A 24,173-nucleotide genomic window follows, 5' to 3' on the forward strand; every position below is an offset into this window, starting at 1 on the left:
GAAGCTTTAACGAATCTTATAATCAGGTAGGAGTACTAGATGAAAGACAACATATTCAAGTCGCTCGTCGTGAAACTGGCGATATCCGCCGCGGTCGCGGCCGGCAGCGGCGTGATGCCCGCCGTCGCGGCAGAACCGGTCAAGATTGCGGTCACCAACTGGGCGGACGTGCTGGCCGTAGCCAATGTGGCGAAGTACGTTCTCGAGAATAATCTGAAGCAACCGGTTCAGTTCGTGCAGGCAGACATCGGCATTCAGTATCAGGGTGTTGCGCGCGGCGACCTCGACATCATGGTCGGCGGTTGGCTTCCGGTCACCCATGGAACCTACTACGCCAAGTACAAGAACGATATGGATGATGTCGGCATCATCTATACGGGCGGCAAGAACGGCTGGGCCGTGCCGACGTATGTGCCTGAGTCAGAGGTCTCGTCGATCGCCGACCTGGCGAAGCCCGAGGTCAAGAGCAAATTGAACAGCACGATTCAAGGCATCGAGCCTGGCGGCGGTTTGATGCAGGCTTCGGAAAAGACGATCAAGGCCTACGACCTCAACGGCTATACGCTGCAATCGTCCAGCGAAGCGGGCATGCTCGCCAGCGTCTCGCGTGCCTATCAGTCGAAGCAATGGATCGTGGCGACCGTCTGGAGCCCGCACTGGCTGTTCCAGAAGTGGCAGATGCGTTACCTGAAAGATCCGAAGGGCACGCTCGGCGGTGAAGAGCAGATCCACGCGTTCGCCTCGAAGCAGTTCGCAAGCAAGTTTCCCCGCGCGGATGTCTTTTTCAAACACTTCAAGCTGACGCTCGCGGATGTCGAGTCGATCGAATATCAGGGCAACAGCACGAACGACTATGCGACCGCGGCAAAGAAATTCGTGGACGCCCATCCCGAGAAAGTCAAGGCCTGGCTCGAGCAGTAGAGGGCGAGCAGCCTTGCCGTGAGCGGAGATCTCCCGCTCACGGCAGATGCTGCAGCAGCCCGTAGGGGCGCAACAGAAGCATTGGGCAAGGCAACCACGAATGGAAACTGGGCACCACAAGATGCATGCGTGCTCAGGCAAGACCCGCCTTACATGATTTCATCCGGAGTGACCACGTGAACGAGAACGCGCGTTTTTTTGCTGAAAACCTCCAGAGCCGTGACCCCGTCATTGCATCTGAAATTGCGTTGGAATTGCGCCGCCAGCAGACGCAGATCGAACTGATCGCATCCGAAAACATTGTTTCCGCCGCGGTAATGGAAGCGCAAGGGACCGTGCTGACCAACAAGTACGCGGAAGGCTATCCGTCGAGGCGGTATTACGGCGGTTGTGAGCACGTCGACAGAATCGAAGCGTTGGCAATCGACCGCGTGAAGGCGCTGTTCGAAGCCGAATATGCGAATGTACAGCCACATTCGGGAGCACAGGCAAACGGCGCGGTCATGCTCGCGCTCGTGAAGCCGGGCGAGACGGTAATGGGCATGTCGCTCGATGCAGGCGGCCATCTGACGCATGGCGCGCGCCCGGCGCTTTCCGGCAAGTGGTTCAACGCGGTGCAGTACGGCGTGAATCGCGACACCTACCGCATCGACTACGACGAAGTGCGCCGGCTAGCCGAGGAGCATCGGCCGAAGCTGATCATCGCCGGCTATTCAGCTTATCCACGTGCTCTCGATTTCGCCAGATTCCGCGAAATCGCCGATAGCGTGGATGCATTGCTGATGGTGGATATGGCGCACATCGCGGGAATCGTTGCCGCAGGCAGGCACGAGAATCCTGTTCGTTTCGCCGACGTCGTCACCTCGACCACGCACAAGACGCTGCGCGGACCGCGCGGCGGGTTCGTGCTGACGAACAATGGCGACATCGCGAAGAAGATCAACTCGGCGGTTTTCCCGGGACTGCAGGGCGGCCCGCTCATGCATGTCATCGCGGGCAAAGCGGTTGCATTCGGGGAAGCGCTGCGCCCCGAGTTCACCGCGTACATCGATCAGGTTCTGCGCAACGCACAGGCACTCGGAAACGTCCTGAAGTCCGGCGGATTGAAGCTCGTAACCGACGGCACGGACAACCATCTGTTGCTCGTCGATCTGCGTGCAAAGCGCCTTACCGGAACTCAGGGCGAGAAGGCCCTCGAACGCGCCGGCATTACCTGCAACAAGAATGGCATTCCGTTCGATACGGAGAACCCGACCGTCACCTCAGGTATTCGCCTCGGCACTCCCGCGGGGACCACGCGCGGTTTTGGCACGACGCAGTTCGAGCAGGTCGGCGAAATGATCATCGAGGTGCTGTCGGCACTCGAGCGCGAACCCGACGGCGACGAGAAGGTCGAGCGCACGGTGCGCGCTCGCGTGCGCGAGCTGTGCAACCAGTTCCCGATTTACTCCAGCGCGGACGCACTTGTTTAACCACAACGGCGCATAACGACTGATACACGTCGTCAGGAGACATCGCGCCGTCTATTGAAGAGAGAATCCAGATGAGTTTCGAGGGCGTACATACACCGCTCGTCACACCGTTCCATGCGGATGGCGAGATCAACCACGAGCTGCTCGGCAAGCATGCGGCTAATCTCGCGGGCCGCGTCGCGGGGCTCGGGATCGGCGGCACCACGGGTGAATACTATGCGCTCAGCTTCGACGAGCGCGTACGAACGTTCGAGACTGTCGCCCAGGCAGCGGGCGGAAAGACCTATCTGACCGCGGGCATCAACGCGACGACCACGAAAGAGGTCATCCGTCTCGGGCAGGAAGCGAAACGTGCGGGACTCTCCGCGTTGCTTTTGGCCGCGCCGTATTACGCGCAGCCGACGCAGGACGAGCTGCTCAACCACCTGCTGAAGGTGGATGACAGCCTCGACATGCCGATCATGCTGTACAACTTTCCCGCGCGCACGGGAACGGAAATCGGGGACGGTATTCTCGCCACGTTGCTCGACCGGCCGAACTTCATCGCGATGAAGGAGAGTACGGGCAATATCTCGCACCTGCATCACCTCGCGACGCATTTCCGCGAGAAGCTCGTGCTGAGTTGCGGAATGGACGATCAGGCGCTGGAGTTCTTCGTGTGGGGTGCGAAGAGCTGGGTCGCAGGCGCGTCGAACTTTCTGCCGGAAGCGCACACGTCGCTCTTCGATGCATGTGTGAAGCGCGGCGACTTTGCAACGGGGCGTCAATTGATGGCGCGATTGCTGCCGGTGCTCGAACTGCTGGAGCGCAGCGGCAAATTCATTCAATACGTTCGCTACGGCTGCGAGCTCGCGGGCATGCCGGTCGGCGTTGCGCGTGCTCCGCTCGGCACCCTCAATGAAGAAGAGCGCGCCGCATTCGCGCGGCTCGTTCAACCCCTGTTGCGCAACACTCAGTAAGACTTCATGGCCTGGAATCTGGAATTCGTGCGTTTTCCCGCGCCTGACGGTGTGAACGGCTGGTGGGAAAGCCTGCCACCCGCACCGCCCGCAGTTGCCGTCACTGCGGAACGGCACTATGACTGGGTTGTTGTGGGCGGCGGCATTACCGGGTTGTGCGCGGCGCGGCGGCTGGCCGAGCTCGCGCCCGATGCTTCGATTGCGCTCGTCGAGGCGGATCGCATTGGACGCACCACGGCCGGACGCAATTCCGGGTTCTTCGTCGATCTGCCACACGACATCAGCAGCGAAAGCTACTCGCGAAGCGTGGAAGCCGATAAAGCCGATGTACGTTTGCAGCGGCACGGTATCGACTATGTGCGCTCGGTGGTGAAACAAAAAGGCATCGATTGCGACTGGCAGGACGACGGCAAATTTCATGCGTCGGTCAACAGGAAGGGACATGCTGCGCTCACGCACTTCGCCGAGGGACTGGCGCGCATCGGCGAAGATTTCGAATGGCTGGACGAGGCCGGAATCGCAGGCGTGACAGGCACGGACTTCTACGAAAGTGCGCTTTTTACCCCTGGGTGCAGCACCGTTCAGCCGGCGGCGCTGATGCGCGGGCTCGCTGCAAGCTTGCCCGAGAACGTAGCGGTATTCGAGTCGAGCGCTGTGAGGGGAATCTCGGACAACGGCTCAGCCAAGGTCTTGTCCTTTGCGAACGGCAAGCTGATCGCGCGCCGTGTAGTGCTTTGCACGAACGCATATGCCGCGACGTTTGGCGGACATCCGAACGGTTTGTTGCCGGTCTATACATTCGCCTCCATGACGCGCGCGATGAATGCGAACGAAGTGCGCCGGCTCGGCGGCACGCGTTCCTGGTCGCTGATTCCCGCGGACCCGATGGGTTCGACCATTCGGCGTCTTGTCACGGACCGCATCTGCGTTCGCAATCATTTTGCGTTTCGACCGGGTCTGGAGGTATCTCAGGCGGACCTCACGAAGGCGAAGAGTCTGCACCGGCGTTCATTCGAGCGGCGCTTTCCCATGCTCGAAGACGTCGAACTCGAATACACGTGGGGCGGCCCTTTGTGTCTGTCGGTCAACAACGGAGCGCTCTTCGGGCGTCGCTCCGACGGTGTGTTCGAAGCGGTAGGGTGCAACGGCCTGGGCCTGAGCCGCGGTTCCGCGTCAGGCAAGCTCATCGCCGAATATGCGCTCGGCCGCGACAACGACCTGATCCGCCAGCTTTTGAACCAGCCCCATCCCCGCTCCTTGCCGATACGTCCTATCGCAGATGTTGCCGTGACCGCGGCTATCTGGATGAAGGAGTTTTCGGCGGGCGCCGAGCTTTAAATCAGAGGACAGCATATGACCAGCTATGAGGAATGGAAGCAAAAAGCAGAGGCGCTATCGCTCGACGGACGCGCGTTCATTGCAGGCGCACGGTGTCCTGCGGCATCCAGTGAGACCTTCGGCACGCTCAACCCGTCGACGGGACAATTGCTGGCCGAAATCGCGAAGTGCGACACGAAGGATATTGACCGTGCCGTCGCGGCCGCACGAGACGCGTTCGAATCGGGCGTGTGGTCGAAAGCTGCACCAGCGGCGCGCAAGGCCGTGCTTCTGCGGCTCGCCGCGTTGATTGAAGAACACGCCGAGGAACTGGCGCTTCTCGAAGCGCTCGAGGCGGGCAAACCTATCAGCGAATGCATGGGGCTCGACATTCCCGAGTCGGCGGCATGTATCCGTTGGCATGCCGAAGTAACGGACAAGCGCTATGACGCGCTGTCTCCGTCGGGTGCGGGCGTGGTTAGCATGATCACGCGCGAGCCCATGGGTGTGGTGGGCGCGGTATTGCCGTGGAATTTTCCGGCGCTGATGCTCGCGTGGAAAATAGGCCCGGCGCTATCGGTAGGCAACAGCGTCATCGTCAAGCCCGCTGAACAAACGTCGCTTTCGACGTTGCGGATTGCCGATCTCGCCCTTGAAGCAGGCGTGCCTGCCGGCGTCTTCAACGTCGTGACCGGTTTCGGCGAGAGTGCGGGGCAGGCTTTGGGGCGGCACGGCGATGTCGATCTCATTGCATTCACAGGCTCCACGGAGACCGGCAAGCGCTTCCTTCACTATTCCGCGGATACCAACCTGAAACGGGTCGTGCTCGAATGCGGCGGCAAGAATCCGCAGGTCGTGCTCCCGGATGTTGCCAATCTCGACGCCGTGGCCGAGCAGGCAGTCGCGGCTGCGTTCTGGAACATGGGTGAAAACTGCAGCGCGGGCTCCCGGATCCTGGTTCCGTCGAGCCTGAAGGCGCAATTGCTCGAGAAGATAACTGCCGTGCTGGAGAACTGGAAGACGGGCGATCCACTTGATCCAGACGTGAAGCTCGGCGCGCTGATCGAAGAAAAGCACTACGAGAAAGTGCTCGCGCACATCGAGAAGGCAAAGGCAGAAGGCGCGCATCTCGTATGTGGCGGCAGGGCCACGCGGACTGAAACGGGCGGCTGGTTCGTCGAGCCGACCATTTTCGACAATGTCACCCCCCGTATGAGTATTGCGCGCGAGGAGGTGTTCGGTCCCGTCGTGTGCTTCATCGAATACACGGACATCGACGATGCGGTGCAGATAGCAAACGACACCTGCTATGGCCTTGCGGCCTCGCTCTGGACGGACAACGTCAATCACGCGCACAGGATCGCCGCACGCATTCGCGCGGGCACGGTGACCGTGAACTGCTTCGGCGAAGGCGACCTGTCCACGCCGTTCGGCGGTTTCAAGCAGTCGGGCTTCGGTGGTCGGGACAAATCCGTCTACGCGCACGACCAATACTGTGAGTTGAAAACGACCTGGCTGAAGCTCGACTAGGCCAAGCGCGGCGCGCGGTCACCGCCGCCGTGTGTAACAGGTAGGCGCTCTCGCGCACCTTTACCGAGGAAGGACCCGGGCGACCCTGCCGGGCAATTGTCGTGCGAAACATCAAGTGAGATCTCATGCGATTCGGATTCATCGGGACGGGGACTATTACGAAAGCAGTCGTGACGGGCATGCTCAGATTCGATGTTGCGTTCGAGCGCATATCGCTATCGCCGCGCAACGAGAAGATCGCCGGCGAACTCGCGGCACTCGACGAGCGAATTAGCGTGTGCGCGAGCAATCAGGCAGTGCTCGAATCGTCGGATGCGGTATGCCTTGCAGTGGTCCCGCAGATCGCCGTGGACGTGCTCGGGCAACTGGAGTTTTCTGCGCGCCATCGCGTGATCAGCTTCCTTGCGGGTGTGCCTCTCGATCAGCTTCGCCGCCTCGTCGGACCGGTGCAGAGCGTGACACGTGCCGTTCCGTTACCGGCGGTGGCGGAAGGCCGGGGCAGCACGGCGATCTGTCCCGCCGACAAAACGGCCCGGGGCATTTTCCGCGCTGGGCGAAGCGGTGGAAGTGGACGACGAAAGCCGATTCGACGCTCTCTCTGCCGTCACGGCGACCATGGCGAGCTTTTATGCGGTGTTGGAGAGTGAGGCGCAGTGGCTCGTCAAGCAAGGCGTCGAGTATGACGCCGCTCGCGCGTTTTTGTCCGGCTATTACGTGGGACTTGCCCACGACGCGGCGCGAACCATGCAGCCGTTTGCACAATTGACCGACGAATGCATGACACCTGGCGGCATCAACGAGCAGGTGCACGCGGAGCTCCTGCAGCGTGGAACGTACAGCCATTATCAGCGGGCGCTAGACGGCGTGCTGGAGCGGATCAGGGCAAGCCCGTAGCGGCGACGCTGCCGTGGGCTTTTCGCAGCCACACACGAGCGCGTGCTGGCGCCGCGTGCGTCATGGCAATAGCAACGGCCGCGCGTATTGGGGTTCTCTACGCTTGTCAGGTTCGTAGAACAATCGCAAACTGGTTGAGGCTGGAGCGTTCTGCTCGAGTGCGCGGTCAACGCATTGTCACGGGGCATTGCGCAGCGTCGGCCGGAGTCGTCCTCGGTCCTGGACGCGTCCGCTTTACAAGTGAAAGCCATGCAAAAGAAACCGGTGTTTGCCGACCGATTATTAGCTCAGATGCCGTCGTTACGTGCTCTGAAATGCTTCGTCACGGCTGCACGCTACGAGAGCTTCACACAAGCTGCAGAAGTGTTGTGCGTCACACAGGCGGCAATCAGCCGGCAGATCAAGGAACTCGAAGATTCGCTGGACGTCGCGCTGTTCGAACGCACCGGCCGGCATATCGCATTGACGGATGCGGGGCGCATTCTCTATAACGCGTCCTATCTGTCCATCATGAACATTGCCGAGGCGGCCCAGGCCGTGCGCCGGAACGACAAGCATGCGCTTACGATCTGCGTGTCGCATACGTTCTCCGCGCTGTGGTTGTCTGTGCGTTTGCCTTCGTTTCGCAAGCAGTTTCCCGATATCCGCCTTCACATCATGGTGACCGAGCATTTCATGGAGCTCGACGAACTGATGGAGCCCGATGTCATCATTACGAAGAACCCGCCGCGCGAACCGGAATACGATGTCGAGCCGCTCTTTCACGATGTTGTTTATCCGGTATGCAGCCGCGATTTTTACGAGCGCCACTTCCGCGCAAGGTCGGTTAAGCCGCTCGATCTTCTGTCGCACGCGACGCTAAACCTTTCCTTGCTGGGCCGCGCGCAGGTCTGCGAGCACGTGGACTGGTCGGTCTGGCGCAACTGGTTCCAGCAGGGCGACGGCTCCGACAGACTGGTCGAGAACGAGCATCTGGAAAGCAATGACTATCGGCTGCTCGTTTCGCAAGCCGAAGCCGGCGAAGGAACGCTGCTCGGGTGGCATCACCTGGTGCATCGCCAGGTCGAGCAGGGCCTGCTTATTCGGCCCGTCCAGAACGCACTGGAGTTCCATGACCGCCATCATTACCTGATCACGAACAAGAGTGCGAGACTCCGTCCGGAATATGTCCGGTTTCGCGAGTGGCTAGGCGAGGAGGTCGGCGCGATGATGCGCGACTGGCCCGCTTCACAGACAGAAGCATAGGCAGAGAAGGGAGGCAAACGTATGCCGCAACAACCGGATCTCTTTGGCGTGAAAGTAAAGGATGGTCGCCGCTGGTATTCGATCGACGAGCGCGACTGGCAGCCGATGAAAATCGGCGAGACGATTCTGCCGGGTTTCTCATTTATTCCGGTTGCCGAAGACGAGCAGGGTGCCTGGAAGAGCTACTGGATGCGCCTGCAACCCGGCGCCCGCTCGCTCGATCACCGGCACGACTCGACCGAACTCGTCGTGATACTGGATGGCGTGTTCACCGATCACGACGGCACGGACTTTCTGCCCGGGCAAACGGTGTCATACCCCGCGGGGTCGCGACACAGCACTTCGTCGAATGAAGGCTGCACGGTGCTGGTCGTGGCGCGCACGGAGTCGACCATCGTGACACAAGCGCGAGCTTGACCGCTGTGCCGCTGAAACCGTCCACGCCGCGAACCAAAGGGTACCGGCGGCTGATTCCGTCTGTGACCGCGCTCGTCGAATTCGAGGCGGTGGCGCGACACCAGAGCTTTACGCTTGCTTCGAACGAACTCGGTGTGACGCAGGCGGCGGTCAGCCGGCAAGTGAAATTCCTCGAGGAAACGCTGGGAACGCGGCTCTTCGAGCGTTTGCATCGCTCGATCGAACTGACGCCGGATGGAGAAGCGCTCTATCTGGTGGTGGCCGAATCCATGCAGAAGATTGCCGGCGTGTTCGACCGGCTTTCCAGTGGACCTGTCGAGCAGGAACTCGTACTGGCGGCCACCTCGGCATTCTCCCACTTTCGTCTGCTGCCCGGGCTGGCGGCGCTCAAACAGGAGCAGCCGCACTTGCAGCTTCGCATTTCCACGCAGATGTTCAACGCGGACCTGCGGCCGAAGGAGGTCGACATAGCCGTTCGATTCGGCAACGGCAGATGGGGCGACGGCACGGCGACCTGGCTTTTCGACGAGGAGGTCTTTCCTGTCTGCTCACCGGCATGGATCGAATCACGCGGCATGCCGGAGTCGCTGCACGATGTGGCCAGCGCGGCGTTGATCGAGTCCGACATCACCTCCGAAGGCTGGATGGGGTGCGACGCATGGTTTCGGGCCGTGGGCTTCACACCGGTACGTTTGAACTATGCGCTGCGCTGCACGCTTTACACCGATGCAATCGACGCGGCGCGCCGCGGTCTCGGCATTGCGCTCGGCTGGGGCAGGCTCGTGAGCGGCTTCATTGCGGCGGGCGAACTCGTGCGCCTGCCGGTCGCCTCCTATGCGACCTCCGATTCGTATTACGTTGTCATACCGCACGGACGCACTATCAATCCAGCCATTGAGGCGGTGATTGCGTGGCTGCGCAGCGACGCGCATCAGCCTTGCGCCATGCACGCGCACTCGCATAATCCAAAGTAATGCCAGGCCGAAAATAAAGCGCGTTGACGCTGCTTTTCGTCGATCCAATACTCAGGTCATAGCGGGACCCACCGAAGTCCCGAGACCCCTGAACGCTGGAGAACGACGATGTCTGAAGCGCAACTCAAGACCCATGGTGAGCTGGTTCGTAGGCGTGCGCCAGGTTATGGCATGCCCGGCGAGTTGTTCGGCCGTGCCGACGTATTCGAGACCGACGTCGACGTGTTTTTTCATAAGCACTGGATTCTGGTCGGCGTGACGGCCGACGTGCCGGAACCGGGCGACGTTTCGACGGTAGACATCGGCAAGGCGTCCATCATCATCGCTCGCGACGACGATGAGAACATCCGTACCTATCGCAATGTATGCCGGCATCGCGGCGCGCGGCTGAAGGGAGCCGGGAAGTCGACGGTCGGTATGCTCGTATGCCCTTATCATCAGTGGACGTATGACCTGGACGGAAGCCTGCGTCACACGACACATATGGGCAAAGATTTCGATGTGACGTGCCGTAGCCTCATTCCGGTCAATACGAAAATCGTCGGCACTCATATCTTTGTCTGTCTCGACAAGAACGCGCCGGAGGATATCTCGAGACTGGAACAGACCATGGCGCCGCGCTTTGCGCCCTATGATCTGCAGCACACGAAAATCGCCTTCGAGCAGGAGATAATCGAGAACGGCAACTGGAAACTCGTCATCGAAAATAACCGCGAGTGCTACCACTGCCAGGGTACTCATCCTGAACTGACCGCGTCCTTTCTGCCGGAAGACTTCGGCTTCTGCCCGGAGAATCTCAGCGAAGAATCGCTTGTGGCGCTGGAAGAGTACAAGTCGCGCAATGCGGCGTGTCAGGCGAGCTGGGAGCGTGATGGATTCGTCAGCGAAACAGTCGAATGGCTCGACGAAGACGCGGTAACGCAATTCCGCACGCAGCAACTCGTGATTGCCGGTGCGGGGGAATCGCAAACCATCAGCACCAGGGTGGCGAGCACCCGGCTTTTCGGCAACCTTACGCGACGCGATCTGGGAGACACTCATCTGTGGACTCACAATTCGTGGACTCACGTGATGAGCGACCACGCGGTGATCAGCTACATCATCCCTCTTGCAGCGGACAGAACGCTCGTACGCACGAAATGGCTCGTTCATGCGGATGCGGTGGAGGGCGTGGACTACAACGTCAAGGATCTGACCGAGGTCTGGCTGGCCACGAACACGCAGGACAAGCACCTCGTGGAAATCACGCATGAAGGCACGCAGGATCCGGCCTATGTGCCCGGCGTATTCTCGCCGTTCACCGAAGCCTACGTCGATCAGTTCTCGCGCTGGTATGCGGCCCGGCTGAGCGCACACGGCATCGCCTGAGTGGAGTCATTGCCATGAATTGCGTGGAAAGCATGTTTCATCAGTTGCCTCAGACCGCCGATCGATTGACTGACGCCGCCACGTGGGAGCAAGGTGCGCGCCACTGGCCGAGTGGTGAACAGCAGACGTTGACCTGTTGCCGCGTCATTGACGAGACACATGACGTGAAGACGTTCGAGTTCCGCACCGAAGATGGCCTGCCGGTGCGCTTCGAGCCGGGCCAGTTCATGACGGTATCGGCGGATGTCCATGGGCACCGGCTCGAGCGTTGTTACACGATCTCTTCGCCGCCGACGCGTCCGTATCTAGTCTCGATGACGGTCAAGCGAGTGCCCGGCGGTGGGATGTCCAACTGGCTTCACGAAAGCATGCAGCCAGGAAAGCAGTTGCGCGCGTACGGCCCGTCCGGCACTTTCACAGCGACAGTGTCTGCCACGCCAAAGGTTCTGTATCTGTCCGCGGGCTCCGGCGTTACACCGCTGATGTCGATGACCCGAGCAGGCATCGACTTGGGGCTCGACAGGGACATCGTGTTCGTTCACAGCGCGAGAACACCTGCGGACATTGTCTTTCGCAAGGAGCTGCAAAGGCTCCGTGAGCTATCACCCCGGCTTCGCACGTATTTTGTTTGCGAGGACATCGGCAACGAGCAGGACTGGGCGGGCCCGACCGGACGGCTCAGCCTGCCGCTTCTGCGCGACTGGGCACCGGACTACCGCGAAAGGGAAGTGTTCACCTGCGGTCCGGCCGGGTACATGAGCGCCGTGCGTACCATGCTGGCAGAAGGCGGGCACGATCCGGCGCGCTACCACCAGGAGAGCTTCGATTTCAGTGCTGGTGTCGCGGTAGAGCCCGCGCAGCCGGAGCACGCGTCGGGACAGAAGAGCTTCAAGGTCACACTGTCTCGCTCGTCGAAATCATTCTCCATGACTGATTCGGATACCGTGCTTTCTGCTGCGCGACGTGCGGGAGTGGCGATTCCGTCATCGTGCAGTCAGGGTATTTGTGGCACCTGCAAGACCCGGGTCCTGGAAGGTACCGTCGACATGAAGCACCAGGGCGGAATACGCGACAGAGAGATCGAGAGAGGGCTGCGGCTGCTTTGCTGCAGCCGGCCAACATCGGACCTCGTGCTGGACCTCTGATTTCGTGAAGCGCTGCAAAGCCGTGCCTCCGTTCATCGTTTCATATCCGACAGGCAAGCATGTTTAAAGCGATCACACCGGCCGCTGAGAGGCTTACTGGCGCGAATAGCGCACCCGAGCATGACGCAAGGGACAACATGATGCGAGAGGTCCGGGCGTACCGACTCTCGCGTGTGCTGGAACAGCTGCGCCTGCATCGATGTCCCGCGATTCTGCTCTATGACCCGGTCAATATCCGCTATGCGACCGACACGTCGAACATGCAGGTGTGGGCCGCCTGGACCCGTTCGGCGAAGCCTGGCTGCAAGAGCACGGGATCGTACTGCTGGACGGGCAGGCGTTGATGGAGACCGCCCGACTCGTCAAATCGCCAGGTGAGCTGATATTGATCGGCGAGTCGCTGCGTACGGCAGAAATACGTTCCGGAATCGGCGCTCGAGGCGCGGCGCCAGGACGACGCGCCAGTTGCGCATCTCGTAGCGGGGGTTCGTCCCGACGAGTGGCGGGGCTCGCGTGCGAAACCGAGGAGTCTTGGAACGGTGATGCGGTGCGCGCCAATGCACGACGTTGCAGCCAGTGCTCGACCGTGCTTTGCACAGACCAACCGACATTTGCAGCGTAAGTGGCAATCGGCGGCACGCGTGGAGGTACGGCCGAACCGACGCGTGTTGTGAAGTCGTCGGTGTTGCGTTGGAAACAGCCGGCTCACCAAGCCTCATGCAGCGGGCCACGACTCCGGGGAGGCGCCGGACACCGTCCGGCCTCAGGGCAGGGCTAGCGGCCGGGCTTGTCCCGAGACGGTGACGAACTTGTCGTTCGAAAGTCGGCGCCGGCGCCGTGATCCCAGAGGCTTGGCAGCACGGTCGACCGGCCGGTCATTTGCACCGCGCCAGTTTGCCTTCAGGTTTTTCAGCACCGGGGCAGTCGCCGTTTTGCGGGTAACATTAAGCACGCAGAACGTGGAGGCCGCAGATGCGACTTGCAGACTTTATCTCGCGAGACATGGAGCCGATCCTGGCACAGTGGGAGGCGTTCGCAGGCACCCTCCTGCCGGCAGCGGGCAATCTGCAGTCATCGGGGCTGCGGGATCATGCGCAACAGATTCTACAGGCGGTCGTAAAAGACTTACAGACGTCGCAAACCCGGCAGGCTCAACGCCAGAAGTCGATGGGGCGCGCGCCCGTGCTGATCGATGCAACCGAGACGGCGGCGCAAACCCATGCGCTGCTCAGGGCGCGGGCTGGCTTCAACATCAACCAGCTCGCCGCGGAGTATCGGGCACTGCGTGCAAGCGTACTGCGCCTGTGGATGGACGATTGCGCGCCTCACGCTCCTGACGTGGACGACATGATCCGTTTCAACGAAGCGATCGACCAGGCACTGGCAGAGTCGATCAGTTTTTTCAGTACCCACGTCGAGCAGACCCGCAACCTGCTGCTGGGCATGCTTGGGCACGATCTGCGCAGTCCGCTTCAGGCAATCCAGATGACTGCTTCCTATCTGGCTGCGCTGAACGCGGGCGATCACGTATCGGATGCCGCCGCCCGTCTGATCCGAAGCGGAGGCCGCATGCAGGCGCTCCTCGACGACCTGAGCGATTTCAACAGGACCAGGCTGGGCCTGGGGATCAATGTCGTGCCGGCCCCTGTCGACCTGGCTGACTTGCTGGCCGACGAACTGGACGAACTGCGTGCCGTTCATCCGCATAGGCAGATTGAGCTGGATATCAGCGGCAGCCTGAAGGGAAACTGGGACGGCCGGCGACTGCAGCAACTCTTTCAGAACCTGATCGTGAATGCCATCAAATATGGGGCGCCGGATACGCCCGTGCGCGTCGAGGGGCACGGGGACGCGACGCAGGTCCGTATCGACGTCAGGAACCATGGCCCTGTCATCGAGTGCGCGACGCTCGGCCGCATCTTCGAGCCGCTGACCCGGGGAGCGTGCGATCCGTCAACCTCTCCGGGCGAGGGCAGCCTTGGACTCGGTCTGTACATTGCACGCGAGATCGCCAAGGCTCATCACGGGGTTATCGAAGCACGCTCCGACGAAACAGAGACTGTGTTTTCGGTGTCATTGCCGCGCGCCGTCGGTACGGCAAACGAGCCTTGACGGACCGCGACGGGACCCACTGACCCGCACCGTAGGCGGCCGATAGGCGATGGGACAGTGGGCGGCGTCGCCCAAACCGCTAATTGACCCCACCTACCGGTGTGCGTTAGCCGTGTATCCCCCGCATCTTTGGCGCCCGGTCCGTTGCACCAGGTGCGGAGCCTTTACCTGTCAGTCTTCAGAGCGCAGCGATCGGGCGGTCAGTGTCCCCGACCGCCGAAGCGTGCATGTATCGCAACAACAGCTCACGAATTTTGAGCACGGCAGCTTCTTCGCGCCCGAGGAAGAGATGAGACCGCGCGGCGACAATGTCGCTTCGGTCAATCTGCGCCAGGTCCGGCTTTGGCACCCACGGCAGGGTGTCGAGGGGGCACCACCAACGCGCGGGCAATTCGTCGCACAGCCGCAATTCGACGTCGGCGCACCACTGCAATGTGACACGCTAGCTAGCGTGACCTTGCATACGCACGCGCCATGAGTTGGGCGTTTCACCCACGACCCTTCTGAATGTCCGAGTAAAATGCGCCTGATCGCTAAAACCATAATGACAAGCGATTTCCGACAAACTCATCGAGTTGTTTGCCAAATCGCTTTGTGCGGCGGCGATGCGCTGTTCTAGTCTCCATTGATGCGGCGTTCGTCCGACCTGCTCTCTGAATGCATGGAAAAAATTGGCCTTCGACATTTGCACCGATGCAGCGACCTCGTCTATAGACAGATCGCCCGACCGATCAGCGGCTAGTAGGCCCAAGGCAAGCGCCACCCGAGAGCGCTGATCAGACGGTACAGACCCGCCAAGGCTGGTGTGGCTGCTATGCCTTTTCAATGTACTTGCCCCGCGGTCGCCTTGACATCGTTCCTCGGGCTGCTCGGCATATCGTCCGGCTGGTGTGCACCACATACCCGCGCGCCATGAGCTGGGCGTATCCCCGACAATCCTTCTGAACGTGCGGGCAAAGTGCGCCTGATCGGTGAAACCATATTTTCGAGCAACCTCAAGGAGGGTTATCCGCGATTCGAGGAGATCGCTCTGCGCCGACGCGATGCGTTGTCGCAGTCTCCATCGATGCGGCGTTTCCCCCACTTGCTGTCTGAAAGCCTTGAAAAAACAGGACTTGGAGACTTCCAGGGACGCGGCAATGTCCGCCATTGCGAATTCGCCTGACAGATCAGTACTCAGCAGGCCCATCGCGATCAGCACCCTCGAGTCGTTTACAGGATCCCCTGAATCAGCTATACGCTCGTGTTCGGTCAGTGCGGGTGATGTTCTCACGCTTCGATCGCTTCGTGTAATCGTTGTATCGATTGCCACTCTGCATGATCAGGAGACGGACGCCAATAGATGACAAATCAAAACATATTTGACGCAAAGTCAAAAGACAGAAGGCCATGCGCCGGTTACCGTTTGAGTGAAATCGCAAGGCGAAGTCTGCGTGCACCCGCACAATCGGTCATTGGGCGGTTGGTGCGCGAGCAGTGCTGAACCGGGGAATCGGGGGGCACTCAACGTTTGCAGCAGGAATTTTGTATCGCAGTGTATCTGGACCGGCAGCTGATAAGGAAGCTTGCAGACGACAGGGTCGGCGAACACATTGCCGATACGTGGCGGAGTTCAAATGTCTTCACGCAAGGTTGATTGACAACAGTGCGCTCGACTCAGGCAACGCGCTGATTGCAGGCTTTTCATGTCAGACGTTGCATCTGAACCTTTCGACTTTGAATGCCCCTGTTTAACTGGAGATCGCCATGAAGCTCGTTCAATCGCTCGTCGTTGCAGCCCTCGTTGCCGTGCCCGCACTTTCGTTCGCGCAGTCGAACGATGCATTGACCCGCGCCCAGGTCCGCGCGGAGCTGGTCCAGTTGCAGCAGGCCGGCTACAACCCGGCCAGCGACAAGGCGCAGTATCCGAACAACATCGAAGCCGCGCAAAAGCGTCTGGATGCCCGCAACGCTTCGAGCGCGGCGGCATATGGCGGCGTGAAAACCGGCTCGGCCAGCACGGGCTCCCGTTCGCCGATGGCACAAACGCCGTCGCATGACGTCGTCGGTCTCGGATCCATTTACGCTCATTCGTGATACACCGCCGTGAAGCGAGCAGGCGCGGCAAGCTGAACCGTGCCTGCCTGCTCGCGCTCATTTCGTGGGCATTTCCTGCGCATTTCGTGCGCACAGTCCTCGCCAAAGTGGCCACTTCCACACAATCTCAAACTGCCGGAAATCACCATGACCACGCATCTGAAGCAACTCCTCGGTTCTGCGCTGCTGCTGGGCGGCCTCGTCGCCTTGTAGTCCTCGTACGCCGCGCCGCCTCAAGATCTGAAGGGCAAGAATGTCGTGCTAGTACAAGGAACACCGCATTGCCATCACTCGGCACGTCCACAATCGCATGGCAGGCGGGTTCAAGCTTTGACTTGACGATCGTAGCGCTTGGTCATTGCATAGAGCAGCAAAGAACGAGGGGCGGCGACCTACGCCGATAGGCACGTCCCTCAATACCCACGCGCAAAGTTCACGCTCTCAGGCACTTGGCCGGTATTGCGGAACTGGGTGATATTCGCCGCTATCACGGATGCTGCTGTGTGCACGTCGGTCGGTGCGGAGATATGAGGTAACACCGTAACATTCGGATGTAGCCAGAGTGGGGAGTGCGTTGGCAACGGCTCGACGTCAAAGACATCGAGCACCGCATGAGAAATCTGCCCTCTGCCTAGCGCGTCCAGTAAATCCGCTTCGACGACGACGGGGCCACGTGCAAAATTGATAAGCGCGCAGCCAGCCTTCATTCGTGCTATGCGAGTTTTGTCGATAAGGGCCCGTGTCTCGGGTGTCAGGGGCGCCAGACACACGACGATGTCGGCTGCGGCGAGCATATCGTCCAGCCCTTCGTGACCGTGATAGGTTGTCACGCCGTCGACCTGCTTGGGTGTCCTGCTCCAGCCGCTAACCCTAAAGCCGGCATCGAGCAGGCGCTGAGAAGCCTGAGCACCCAGCGTCCCTAATCCGAGAATACCGACCTCTATGTTAGACGGCTTGCGATAGGTGTGTTGATGCCACTCGCGATTGTTCTGCTGGGCACGATATACGGGCATGTCGCGCTGCAGGTAATACGTCCAGGCCAGCACCGCTTCCGCCATTGTGCGGGACATCTCCGGATCAACCAGTCTCACAATCGGCGGCCCATCCTGCGGCCAGCAAGCGATGAGTTGCTCGACACCAGCCCATAGGCTCTGCACCCAGGTGAGTCTCGGCAGTGATGCGAGATTCGCCGGATCAGGATTCGCGACGATTGCAATTGTGCTATCCAGGCGTTGAGCTATGCTCATCTCGCGCAGCGGCAAAATGGTCTCGTCAGGCATGGCTCCCCGCAGTGCGGCGAGATATTGCGCCTCGGGTTCGTCCGCAAGACGGGTGATTAATGCAATGGTGCCGGACATGCTGGCCTCTACCCTATGCCGACGCTTTTTCGCTATCCATCTCTGCCATGTCGATGAAACGGTCGCCGATACGCGGATGTGCGCGACCGCCGTCTGCGGCGCCGATCGCGATCAGGATTTCGTCTGGACCAGGTGCGTCGGCGATCTGGAACGTCGCTGTCAGGAAGTGAGAGCGGTGTCCGGTCAGGCTCTTATGAATCATGGGAAGCGATATCAGCGCGCCGGGGCCGACACGTGAATTGGTGAAGCTCAGGAAGGCAGTGCCGCCGACAGCTTCCCGGAACATATTGCCAAAGCGCAGCGTATGAATCAGCGCTGAAGCGTGCTCAATTTCCCCGTTCACGCCAACCATCGCGGCTTTGCCGTATGCCTCTACTCGTTCCGCGGGCATGATTGCAGTGAGTCGCTGCACCATCTGCTCACCGAGAACCGGCGCAAGACGCAGGATCTCGGGACGCAAGTTCTCAACGAAACCCTGACCCGCCCATGGGTTTTTGAGCACGGCGGCGACTACGACCATCGTAATCGGCTTCTCGGCTGGCTTTCCGCCTTCGATATGGATTTCTTCGATGAAGGTGGAAATTTTTCGCACGCCCGTTTCCATTTGCATCCTCTGTAGTGTCCAAGTGAACAATAAATCGCATGCTAGGTAGCAGGAATCCGCGCGTCTTCCTCCGCTTCGATGGAAGCATCTTTTTTTTTACCCTGCGATAAGCCGTATAGTGAAAGTGAGGGAGGAGACAAGTTATGCCCGATCCGTTGTCACGTATGTCTTCGCTACGGGACGTCGCAAGTCGGATAATCACCGACGCCGACGTCGATTCGCTGCTTAATGGTCTGATAGAACAGGCTTGCCGTCACGGGCCATGGGATCTGGGAGCAATCATGAGCGTTGATATCGCTCACGGAGACGCTCTCGTTATCGCTCGTCGCGATCCGTCACTGCTTGGCCGCCGGCTTGAAGATCGTTGGGAACTTGCGACGAGCCCAGCCCTTGTTGCATTGCAGCGTAATGAGCCTGTGTATATTCGCGATGCGCGGGAGACCACAGAGTTCCTGGGCTATCGGCGCGAAGCTCATGAACGCGGGTATAGGACTGTTCTGGTGCTGCCGATGTCAAGCCGGGATATGCAAGGCCGGCCGATGGTTCTCACCGTTTCGGCGCGCCGGATAGTTGACGTATCCGCTGACGACCTTGCGTTCATGAGCATGATCGTGCACCTGGGTGCGATCGCAATCGATCGTGCTCACCATCAGCGCGCGCAGGCAGCAGCGTCTGCGCAACTGCGTCGGGTGCTGGGCGTCCAAAGTGCGATGCTCCAGGAAGTGCTTGCCGGCGGTTCGATGGAAACGCTCATCGAAATGCTCTCTGACTTGCTTGATGCGTCTGTGCTGGTTATCGACTTCTACGGTGGGGCAATTTTCTCGTCCCGCTCGCCAGACAGGGGCATGTACGACCTGGACGCATGGAGGGCGGTGCTGGACGGCCCCGCGGGAATGCGCCTTCGCGAGGATGTGCGAGAGCTCACTACGCGCAACACGCAGCGCCGGCTCGCCTTCGAGGTCTCGGAGGGCCAGAAGCTATCGGCAAGTGTTGAACCACTGTCCGTGGACGGTGAGATCGTCGGCGCGCTCCTTAGCTTTGGCGACGGCGAGCACAATGACCTACGGATGCTCGCGATCGAGAACGCAAAATTCGCAGTCAGCGTGCAACTGATGCGCAGCGTGATCCGCTTCCGTGCGGAGACGAGAACGCTGACGGAGCTTTTTTTCGAAATCGTTGAACGGCGCTGGCGAGATGCGAACGATGTGCTCGAGCGTGCCCGTCGCCTTGGTCTGTCCCTGACGACGCCGACCCGGCTACTTGTGGTCGATTATCCGCACCGCCCTGCAGCGAGTGAGAACCGCTCCGCTGAGTGTAACCGTGTCACAGCCATGCTCGCTGCACAGCAAAAACTGGCGGTTCATACAATCACCGTGGGTGAGGGGCTCGTCTGCCTGCTCCCCCTCGACGGGGGCACCGATGAGAGCGTAGCCAACGCTGCCATGACCGCCTTCGGTCGTCGTCTGTGCTCGACGCTTGCACCGTTGCTCGGACGTGAACCGATTCTGGTCTTGGGCGATACCTTCGCCGGGCTCGAAGCGCTTGCAAAAGAATGGGAACGTTGCTGGCGGATGATCAAGATCGCCCGCGGTATGGGCAAGAGTGGCGCGCTCTCTGTGCCAGACCTCGGTCCGCTTCCGTTGCTGATAGGTGCTGCCGATTCGCCCGATGTGCGAGCGTTCATGACTGGAACGATAGGCCCGCTCATTGAATACGATCAAGGCCACCACACGCCCTATATGGAAACCCTTTCCGCTTACATCCGTCACGGCTGCCGTAGCCAGGCCTGTGCCGATGCCATGGGCCTTCATGTGACGACACTACGTTACAGGCTTTCGCGAATTTCGGATCTGTTTGGCATTGACGTCGAGACTCCGGAGCGACGTTTTGCGGTGGAACTGGCCCTGCAGTTGCACAAGCTGGTCGAAAGCAGACTGCCTGCAGACCAGGTGACATGATCTGTCTATCCTCCTTTCCGCGCAGGCGAGGGGGAAATTCTGGACAAAGTCCTCCGTTCCATCGGAAGGCAAGGGAAATTTCGCCGCATACATTCATCTCAACGTTAAGACGTTCGAGGTGAACAAGATGGCTACGGTAATAGAGGGCAACCGCACCGCAATCGACCCGATTGCGCTGCGCCGCGCGTTCGGAACTTTTGTCACCGGTGTAACGGTGATCACGACGGTCGACGCCGACGGAAAGCCACGCGGCATGACCGCCAACTCCTTCTCGTCGGTTTCTCTGGATCCACCGCTTCTGCTTGTCTGTGTAAACAAAGGAGCGTTGAGCTACCCGGCGTTCTGTGGAAGCGACCGGTTTGCCGTTAATCTGCTGCGTGATTCACAGATTGATGTGTCGAATCTGTTTGCGTCGAAAGCTCCAGACAAGTTCGCATCCGTCAGCTACGACGTTGTGCACACCGGCGCCCCCGTGCTCACTGATTGCCTCTCATGGTTCGATTGCACCACGTATGAACGCGTCGACGCTGGCGATCACACGATTCTCGTGGGCCGTGTTCAGGCATTCGGGACCAGCCCATCGGCGCCACTCGGGTTTTGCCGTGGCCGCTACGCTCAGGTAAAGGACCCGCTTCCTCCGGGTTGGCTTTCTTCGACCAATATGATCGTCGGGTATCTGATTGAAGCGCAGGGTGAGGTCCTGCTGGTTGCAGATGGCAACGGTGGCTGGGTATTACCCACAGCTCCACGAAAGCTCGTCAATGGGCGCCTGCCCGTCGAAGGCGGTGGAGAGTTGTCGCTCATGTCCGACGACACCTTCCTGTATTCGGTATTTGATGTCGCGGGCCACGACTCCGGCTACCTGATTTATCGCGCACGTCTGGCGGAGCCTCGCGGTGCGCTCACCTTGCCGCCCGGATTCTGTTTCTTTGCCCCTTCCGAACTCCCATACGACGAGATTCCTTCAACCGAAGTGCGAGCGATGCTCCGTCGCTTCGTGCGCGAGAGCGAGAACGGCGGATATTCGATTTACGTGGACTCGCCTGACGGTGGCCGCCTTGCAACGGTGGGCACTGCGCAACCGTGGGTTCGGAATGCGCAACCTTAAAATTCATCAGAGGGCAGCATGAAGACGACAGTGGAAAGCCTCCAGGGAGCACGGCTCGGCAATTTTATCGACGGTGAATTCGTCGAGCCCAGAAGCCGTGAGTATGCGCCGAGCTATGACCCGACCACTGCACGGCCGTGGTACGAGTTTGCTCAGGCCAACGCCGCTGATGTCGATGCAGCGGTAAGTTCTGCACAGGTTGCGTTCAAGCACCCGAAGTGGCGACGCATGACACAGACCGAGCGCGGCAAGCTTGTACGCAAACTCGGTGAACTGGTCCTCGCAAACGCCGACGAACTGGCGTTGATCGAGTGCCGCGACAACGGCAAGCTGCTCAGAGAAATGCGTGCGCAGATGCGAGCCATCCCGGATTCGTATTTGTACTTCGCGGGCATGGCTGACAAGCTGCAGGGTGACACGATTCCCGTCAACAAGCTCGATATGTTGAACTTCAACCTGCGCGAGCCGATTGGAGTCGTGGGCATGATCATTCCCTGGAACTCTCCGTTGATGATGCTTACCGGCACGCTGGCTCCGTGTCTCGCGATAGGCAACACCGTGGTCGTCAAGCCATCCGAACACGCGACTGCGTCAACGCTGGCGCTTGCCGAGCTGGCGATCGAAGCAGGTATTCCGCCGGGCGTCTTCAACGTGGTAACTGGTGATGGCGCTACGACCGGCGATGCACTTACGCGTCACCCGGGCGTTGCCAAATACGTCTTCACCGGTAGCACCTTCACAGGCCGCAAGATTGCAGGTAATGCCGCGCAAAACCTCGTTCCGTGCCAGATGGAACTCGGTGGGAAGTCACCGCACGTGGTGTTCTCGGACGTTGAGGTCGAGCGTGCAGTAAACGGCGTCGTATCGGGCATTTTCGCGGCTGCGGGACAGACTTGCGTTGCAGGTTCCCGCTGCTTTGTGGAGCGGCCCATTTACGAGCGATTCGTCGAAGCGCTCGTCGAACGGACAAAGCGGGTGCGCGTCGGGCATCCAATGGAAGAAAGTACCGACATCGGTCCGCTCGCGCTTGCGGCACAGCTCGCGAAGGTGAAGGACTACGTCGGTTCGAGTGTTGGTGAGGGGGCAAGGATTGCCGCGGGTGGCAAGCAGCCCACTGAGTCGGCGCTCGCCGAAGGCTGGTACTTCGAGCCGACAGTCATTACCGATGCAACGAACGAAATGCGGTTCATGCGCGACGAGATCTTCGGACCAGTAGTCGGCGTTGTGCCGTTCGATACTGAAGAAGAACTGATGACGCTCGCGAACGACACGGAGTATGGCCTTGCGTCGGGCATCTGGACGCGCGACATCGACCGCGCAATGCGGTTCGCACGTGACATCGACGCCGGTACGGTATGGATCAATACGTACCGCTCTGCAGCATACATGTCGAGCAATGGCGGCTTCAAGCATAGCGGCTACGGCCGTCGTGGTGGCTTTGAAGTGATGCGAGAGTTCTCGAGGCTTAAGAACGTGGTGCTGGACTATTCGGGCGCCATGCAGGATCCGTTCGTGATTCGCCTGAAGTAATCAGGTGAGCCCACATCGTCCACCTGACATTCGACCTGAGGCATTTATGAAATTCGCTGTTTCGCTTAGCATGGAGCGGTTCTCGCCCGAAGATTCGATGACCGACGCGCGTAGACAGATGCTTGAACTCGCGCGTGTCGCCGACGAAGGAGGCTTTGAGACGCTCTGGACCGCCGAGCATCATACGATTGAATGCACGATTTCACCGAATCCGTTTACCGTCCTTACCTGGCTCGCGCAGCACACGGAGCGTATCCGTCTCGGCACGGCGACGATTGTCGCGCCCTATTGGTCGCCCATTCGTCTTGCCGGCGAGGCGGCGATGTGCGATCACCTGACAGATGGGCGGCTCGAGTTCGGTATCGCGCGCGGCGCGTACCAATACGAGTTCGACCGGATGGCCGGTGGCATGCCACAACAGGAAGGCGTCGCCTACATGAAGGAACTGGTGCCTGCGGTCAAGGAACTGTGGAAGGGCGATTACGCTCACGAAGGGCACTATTGGAAGTTTCCGCTTGCCACCTCGGTGCCGAAGCCGCTGCAGCAGCCACATCCGCGCATCTGGGTCGCGACGCGCGACCCGGGCAGTTTCGACTGGGCGGTCGGCATCGGCGCAAACATACTTTCAACCCCACTGTCCGCACCGGCATCGGAAGTTGTTGTGCTCGGCGAAAAGTTTCGCAAGGCGGTCGCCGATCATCCCGAGCATCCACGGCCACGTTTCATGATGCAGCGTCGCACCTGCGTGTACGATCGCCCGGAAGACTGGGAGGTCGCCGTGCGCCATAGCGTCGACTACGGTCGCTACTTTGAAAATCTGATGCAAAACATCGGCACGGTGAAGAACGGGTTCCCCGAGGGGGTGCCTTACGAAACCGTCGCCAATCGCGGTAACTACGACCCGCGGGCGATTCGCGACAACCTCATGTTCGGCACACCGGACGAGGTCATCGACAAGTTGCAGATCTACGAGGAGCAAGGCGTTGATCTCTACACGCTCGGTTTGTCGTTCAATCTGCCCTTCGAGTTGCAGATGCGTACGCTCCGCCTTTTCATCGACGAAGTGATGCCCCATTTTGCGGCACGTGAGCGGCAGAACAGCCGGACAAACCTGGCCTTGCTGAATTCAGGCCAAACGCCGAGCGAGCATCGCACGATGAGCACCGCGGCGACGGGAATCTGAGC

At 60.1% G+C, this 24,173-nt stretch carries 22 protein-coding genes; 19 read left to right on the top strand and 3 right to left on the bottom strand.

The window, feature by feature from the left end; all coding sequences use genetic code 11:
• Positions 1 to 39: 39 nt before the first annotated feature.
• From ACEN8U_RS04015 to ACEN8U_RS04080, 14 genes are all read left to right on the top strand, one after another.
• A complete protein-coding gene (locus ACEN8U_RS04015; RefSeq protein ID WP_035483412.1) occupies positions 40 to 921 on the top strand; it encodes a glycine betaine ABC transporter substrate-binding protein in 882 nt (293 codons plus the stop codon).
• A gap of 176 nt (positions 922 to 1,097) precedes the next feature.
• Positions 1,098 to 2,393: a serine hydroxymethyltransferase gene (gene glyA / locus ACEN8U_RS04020; RefSeq protein ID WP_368577505.1), complete on the top strand. Its 1,296-nt coding sequence runs from the start codon at positions 1,098 to 1,100 to the stop codon at positions 2,391 to 2,393.
• A gap of 71 nt (positions 2,394 to 2,464) precedes the next feature.
• A complete protein-coding gene (locus ACEN8U_RS04025) occupies positions 2,465 to 3,352 on the top strand; it encodes a dihydrodipicolinate synthase family protein (RefSeq protein ID WP_368608086.1) in 888 nt (295 codons plus the stop codon).
• A gap of 6 nt (positions 3,353 to 3,358) precedes the next feature.
• Complete coding sequence (locus tag ACEN8U_RS04030) at positions 3,359 to 4,690, top strand: NAD(P)/FAD-dependent oxidoreductase (RefSeq protein WP_368608085.1); 1,332 nt, start codon at positions 3,359 to 3,361, stop codon at positions 4,688 to 4,690.
• A gap of 15 nt (positions 4,691 to 4,705) precedes the next feature.
• On the top strand, positions 4,706 to 6,199 hold the full coding sequence (locus ACEN8U_RS04035; RefSeq protein ID WP_368577500.1) for an aldehyde dehydrogenase: 1,494 nt from the start codon (positions 4,706 to 4,708) through the stop codon (positions 6,197 to 6,199).
• A 179-nt stretch (positions 6,200 to 6,378) separates the two neighbouring features.
• Positions 6,379 to 6,846 (top strand): NAD(P)-binding domain-containing protein, encoded by a 468-nt coding sequence (locus ACEN8U_RS04040; protein WP_413657480.1) that lies wholly within the window; start codon positions 6,379 to 6,381, stop codon positions 6,844 to 6,846.
• Complete coding sequence (locus tag ACEN8U_RS04045) at positions 6,761 to 7,093, top strand: pyrroline-5-carboxylate reductase dimerization domain-containing protein (protein ID WP_413657347.1); 333 nt, start codon at positions 6,761 to 6,763, stop codon at positions 7,091 to 7,093. Before ACEN8U_RS04040 ends, ACEN8U_RS04045 begins: the two co-directional genes overlap by 86 nt.
• Positions 7,094 to 7,342: 249 nt before the next feature.
• Complete coding sequence (locus ACEN8U_RS04050; protein WP_368608084.1) at positions 7,343 to 8,338, top strand: LysR substrate-binding domain-containing protein; 996 nt, start codon at positions 7,343 to 7,345, stop codon at positions 8,336 to 8,338.
• Between the two features lie 21 nt (positions 8,339 to 8,359).
• Positions 8,360 to 8,755, top strand: a complete 396-nt coding sequence (locus ACEN8U_RS04055) for a cupin domain-containing protein (protein WP_368608083.1) — start codon at positions 8,360 to 8,362, stop codon at positions 8,753 to 8,755.
• Between the two features lie 5 nt (positions 8,756 to 8,760).
• Positions 8,761 to 9,729: a LysR substrate-binding domain-containing protein gene (locus ACEN8U_RS04060; protein WP_413657482.1), complete on the top strand. Its 969-nt coding sequence runs from the start codon at positions 8,761 to 8,763 to the stop codon at positions 9,727 to 9,729.
• A 108-nt stretch (positions 9,730 to 9,837) separates the two neighbouring features.
• Positions 9,838 to 11,097 (top strand): SRPBCC family protein, encoded by a 1,260-nt coding sequence (locus tag ACEN8U_RS04065; protein ID WP_368608082.1) that lies wholly within the window; start codon positions 9,838 to 9,840, stop codon positions 11,095 to 11,097.
• A 14-nt stretch (positions 11,098 to 11,111) separates the two neighbouring features.
• A complete protein-coding gene (locus ACEN8U_RS04070; protein WP_368577492.1) occupies positions 11,112 to 12,242 on the top strand; it encodes a 2Fe-2S iron-sulfur cluster-binding protein in 1,131 nt (376 codons plus the stop codon).
• Positions 12,243 to 12,379: 137 nt separating this feature from the next.
• Complete coding sequence (locus ACEN8U_RS04075; protein ID WP_368577490.1) at positions 12,380 to 12,586, top strand: hypothetical protein; 207 nt, start codon at positions 12,380 to 12,382, stop codon at positions 12,584 to 12,586.
• Positions 12,587 to 13,214: 628 nt separating this feature from the next.
• Positions 13,215 to 14,354, top strand: a complete 1,140-nt coding sequence (locus ACEN8U_RS04080) for an ATP-binding protein (protein ID WP_368608081.1) — start codon at positions 13,215 to 13,217, stop codon at positions 14,352 to 14,354.
• Between the two features lie 442 nt (positions 14,355 to 14,796).
• On the opposite strand, the gene ACEN8U_RS04085 is transcribed toward ACEN8U_RS04080, so the two are convergent.
• On the bottom strand, positions 14,797 to 15,627 hold the full coding sequence (locus ACEN8U_RS04085; RefSeq protein ID WP_368608080.1) for a helix-turn-helix transcriptional regulator: 831 nt from the start codon (positions 15,625 to 15,627) through the stop codon (positions 14,797 to 14,799).
• A gap of 473 nt (positions 15,628 to 16,100) precedes the next feature.
• Between ACEN8U_RS04085 and ACEN8U_RS04090 the strand changes: the two genes are divergently transcribed.
• The gene (locus ACEN8U_RS04090) at positions 16,101 to 16,430 is read left to right on the top strand and encodes a DUF4148 domain-containing protein (protein ID WP_368608079.1); all 330 of its coding nucleotides are present in this window, start codon (positions 16,101 to 16,103) and stop codon (positions 16,428 to 16,430) included.
• Between the two features lie 413 nt (positions 16,431 to 16,843).
• Here the strand turns inward: ACEN8U_RS04090 and ACEN8U_RS04095 are convergent, their stop codons facing one another.
• Positions 16,844 to 17,788, bottom strand: a complete 945-nt coding sequence (locus ACEN8U_RS04095; RefSeq protein ID WP_368608078.1) for a 2-hydroxyacid dehydrogenase — start codon at positions 17,786 to 17,788, stop codon at positions 16,844 to 16,846.
• Positions 17,789 to 17,801: 13 nt separating this feature from the next.
• Complete coding sequence (locus ACEN8U_RS04100; RefSeq protein ID WP_013590905.1) at positions 17,802 to 18,392, bottom strand: amino acid synthesis family protein; 591 nt, start codon at positions 18,390 to 18,392, stop codon at positions 17,802 to 17,804.
• A gap of 143 nt (positions 18,393 to 18,535) precedes the next feature.
• Between ACEN8U_RS04100 and ACEN8U_RS04105 the strand changes: the two genes are divergently transcribed.
• The 4 genes from ACEN8U_RS04105 (at position 18,536) to ACEN8U_RS04120 (ending at position 24,171) form a co-directional block, all read left to right on the top strand.
• Positions 18,536 to 20,350 (top strand): helix-turn-helix domain-containing protein, encoded by a 1,815-nt coding sequence (locus tag ACEN8U_RS04105; protein WP_368608077.1) that lies wholly within the window; start codon positions 18,536 to 18,538, stop codon positions 20,348 to 20,350.
• A gap of 127 nt (positions 20,351 to 20,477) precedes the next feature.
• Entirely contained in the window at positions 20,478 to 21,458 is a 981-nt protein-coding gene (locus tag ACEN8U_RS04110; protein ID WP_368577479.1) for a flavin reductase, read from the top strand.
• 18 nt (positions 21,459 to 21,476) lie between these two features.
• Positions 21,477 to 22,988, top strand: coding sequence for an aldehyde dehydrogenase (locus tag ACEN8U_RS04115; RefSeq protein ID WP_368608076.1), 1,512 nt, complete (start codon positions 21,477 to 21,479; stop codon positions 22,986 to 22,988).
• A 46-nt stretch (positions 22,989 to 23,034) separates the two neighbouring features.
• Positions 23,035 to 24,171: an LLM class flavin-dependent oxidoreductase gene (locus ACEN8U_RS04120; RefSeq protein WP_368608075.1), complete on the top strand. Its 1,137-nt coding sequence runs from the start codon at positions 23,035 to 23,037 to the stop codon at positions 24,169 to 24,171.
• The last annotated feature ends 2 nt before the right edge of the window (positions 24,172 to 24,173 follow it).

The organism is Paraburkholderia phenoliruptrix (assembly GCF_047325075.1).
GTDB classification, from domain to species: Bacteria; Pseudomonadota; Gammaproteobacteria; order Burkholderiales; family Burkholderiaceae; genus Paraburkholderia; species Paraburkholderia phenoliruptrix.